A 2,758-nucleotide genomic window follows, 5' to 3' on the forward strand; every position below is an offset into this window, starting at 1 on the left:
GGAGATGCTGCCCTGCGTCACGCCAAAAGTTACGGGGTAGATACTTCTTTTGTTGCAAGAGGCGGAGAAAAAATAGGAACATATTTTTTAGAGACCGGTTTTTCTGTAAGAAGCAGCAAAGTAATTTATGACAGGAAATATTCTGCATTCTCTACTGTTTCCAGGGATGAATTTGATATAGACGCTATTTTTGAGGGGGTATCTCTTTTTCACGTATCTGGGATAACTCTCGCTGTCAGCCAGGAAGCCCTTGAATTGGCTGAGCTTTTCATGAAAAAAGCAAAAGAAAAAGGGATAACAGTTAGTTTTGACTTTAATTACAGAAGTAAAATGTGGTCTTTAAAAGAAGCTTCTATAGGGATAGAAAGGGTGTTGAAATATGTAGACATCGCTTTTGCAGGTTATCTGGATTTTATAAATATACTTGGGATACCTATGGGAGAAGGGTACATCGGGGAAAACATTCTCGGATGTTATAAGACTCTTTATCCGAAAGTTATGGAGAAATACAACTTTAAGTATATTGTTTCATCTGTGAGAAACGTAGTCTCTGCCTCTAAGAATATTTACAGCGGATTCGTATTCAACGGAAAGGATATAGAAATTTCAAAAGAATACGAAGTGGATATAATAGACAGGGTCGGAAGCGGGGATGCATTTACGTCAGGATTCTTATATGCATATTTGGCAGAAGCCACAGATAACTATAAAATCGAATTTGCAGCTGCTTCAGCCGTACTTAAGCACACAATTCCGGGAGATACAAATATAGTCACAAAGGAAGAAATAGAAAAAATATTCAAGGGAATAGGCTATGATGTGGGTAGATAGCTCTATTTTAAAATTTTTATGATATAATATCCGTAAAAATTGATGATTCGGGGATAGATTATGAAATTAAACAGAACAGTTGAAAGAACAATTAAAATGTTGGAGCTTTTATCAAAGGAAAAAAATGGCCTTACAGTGAAAGAAATTACTGAGACTATGAAAATTCCAAAGACCAGTGCCTACGATATACTGGAAACACTGGCTTATATGGAGATTCTGGAAAAAAATATCGGAGAACTAAATCTTTATAAGATCGGTATAAAAAGTTTTCAGATAGGAAACAGTTACTCCAAAACCAAAGAAATTTTTAAAATTATAGATAGACCTTTACAGGAGTTAGCAGAAAAAACAGGGAAAACAGTTTTTTATGGGGTGGAAAACGCAGGAGAGATTGTCTATATGTCAAAACATGCATCTGAAAAGACTATCATCACAACGGCTGAGATAGGAAGTACCAACCCTCTATACTGTACCTCGTTGGGAAAGGCTATACTAGCCTTTCTTCCACATGAAAAACTGGAAAAGACTCTGAATATGCAGTCCTTTGAAAAAAAGACAAAATACACCCTTTCTAAGGAGGAACTCATTGGAGAACTTTCTGATATAAGAGCTAGGGGTTACGCCCTAGACAATAGAGAAGTGGAAGAGCACATGCTCTGTATAGGGGCGCCTATTTTCAACTTTAAAAAAGAGGTGGTCGGGTCAATAAGTATATCCGGGCTTTTTTCAGAGAATAGGGATATTGAATTTGAGTCGGAAGAATTGCTTAAAACTAGTTTTGAAATCTCAAGAAAATTAGGTTATTGATTTTTCAATCTAAGTTGATGCTGATTTCCTTGAGTTCATCCATTTTTTAGATTGCAGTACTTTATATATCTCACAGAAAGATTGAGTGGTTTTTGTTTGAGGTGCAGAAGTCTCAAATAATTATTTTATTCAAACGAGTTTTTTGGAGGAAAATATAATGGATTATTTAAAGGAATATTTTGGACTGGATAATAAAGTGGCAATGGTAACCGGTGGAAACACAGGGATTGGAATGGCAATTTCTATGGGGCTTGCTAAAGCAGGTGCAGATCTTTTTATATACGCTTATACAGAGGAGAATAAAGAAGAACTTACCGAAATAATAGAAGCTATGGGAAGAAAAGTAAAATTCGCTTTAGGTGACCTTATGAAAGAAGAACTTGCCTCTAAAGCTGCAGACCTATGTGTCGATGCCTATGGAAGGATAGATATACTTGTGAATAATGCAGGAACCATTCACAGAGCTCCGCTGCTGGAAGAAAATAATTTATGGTGGAAAAATGTAATAGATCTAAATTTAAGCTCAGTATATTATCTTTCAAAAAATGCAGCTAACCACATGGCAAAGCAAGGTGGCGGAAAGATAATTAATATTGCATCAATGCTTTCATTTCAAGGAGGAAAGTTTGTTCCTTCCTATACAGCATCAAAACATGGTGTAGCTGGACTTACAAAGGCTTTTGCAAATGAACTGGCGGAAATGAATATAAATATAAATGCAGTGGCTCCTGGATATATCGCAACTGAAAATACAGCTCCGATAAGAGCGGATAAAAAGAGAAATGGGGAAATACTGGAAAGAATTCCTGCGGGAAGATGGGGGGAACCATCTGATCTTGCTGGAGCGGCAGTGTTTTTGTCATCAAAGGCATCTGATTACATGAACGGTCATATTCTTTGTGTAGACGGAGGGTGGCTTGTAAGGTAAAATTTAAATGAAATCATGGTTTATATAATTTTGAATTTTAGGAGAGCTTTTTATAAAAGCTCTCTGTATTTTTTAAACAGGAGGAAGCAGTATGTTTTTTGGAAATATAAAAAATATAGGGGATATTAATGTATATCCGGAAGTTATACAAAGGGCAATTAAATATCTTATGGATACAGATCTGATCAGTAA

General features: G+C 35.9%; 3 protein-coding genes. All 3 read left to right on the top strand.

From position 1 onward, the window contains the following. Positions 1–831: sugar kinase (locus ABZA26_RS11910; protein ID WP_372714736.1), on the top strand; the 831-nt coding region annotated here is incomplete at its 5' end. Positions 832–891: 60 nt separating this feature from the next. Continuing rightward, positions 892–1,638 carry an IclR family transcriptional regulator gene (locus tag ABZA26_RS11915; RefSeq protein ID WP_372714737.1) on the top strand — a complete coding sequence of 249 codons (747 nt, stop codon included), beginning with the start codon at positions 892–894 and terminating at the stop codon, positions 1,636–1,638. 157 nt (positions 1,639–1,795) lie between these two features. Continuing rightward, positions 1,796–2,566 carry a 2-dehydro-3-deoxy-D-gluconate 5-dehydrogenase KduD gene (gene kduD / locus ABZA26_RS11920; RefSeq protein WP_372714738.1) on the top strand — a complete coding sequence of 257 codons (771 nt, stop codon included), beginning with the start codon at positions 1,796–1,798 and terminating at the stop codon, positions 2,564–2,566. Positions 2,567–2,758 lie beyond the last annotated feature (192 nt).

This window comes from Ilyobacter sp., from assembly GCF_041583315.1.
Lineage (GTDB): Bacteria > Fusobacteriota > Fusobacteriia > Fusobacteriales > Fusobacteriaceae > Ilyobacter.

What these genes read in the sequence shown, in the direction of transcription:
- ABZA26_RS11915 (WP_372714737.1), top strand. Translation starts at nt 892, where the DNA reads ATGAAATTAAACAGAACAGTTGAAAGAACAATTAAAATGTTGGAGCTT.
- kduD (WP_372714738.1), top strand. Translation starts at nt 1,796, where the DNA reads ATGGATTATTTAAAGGAATATTTTGGACTGGATAATAAAGTGGCAATG.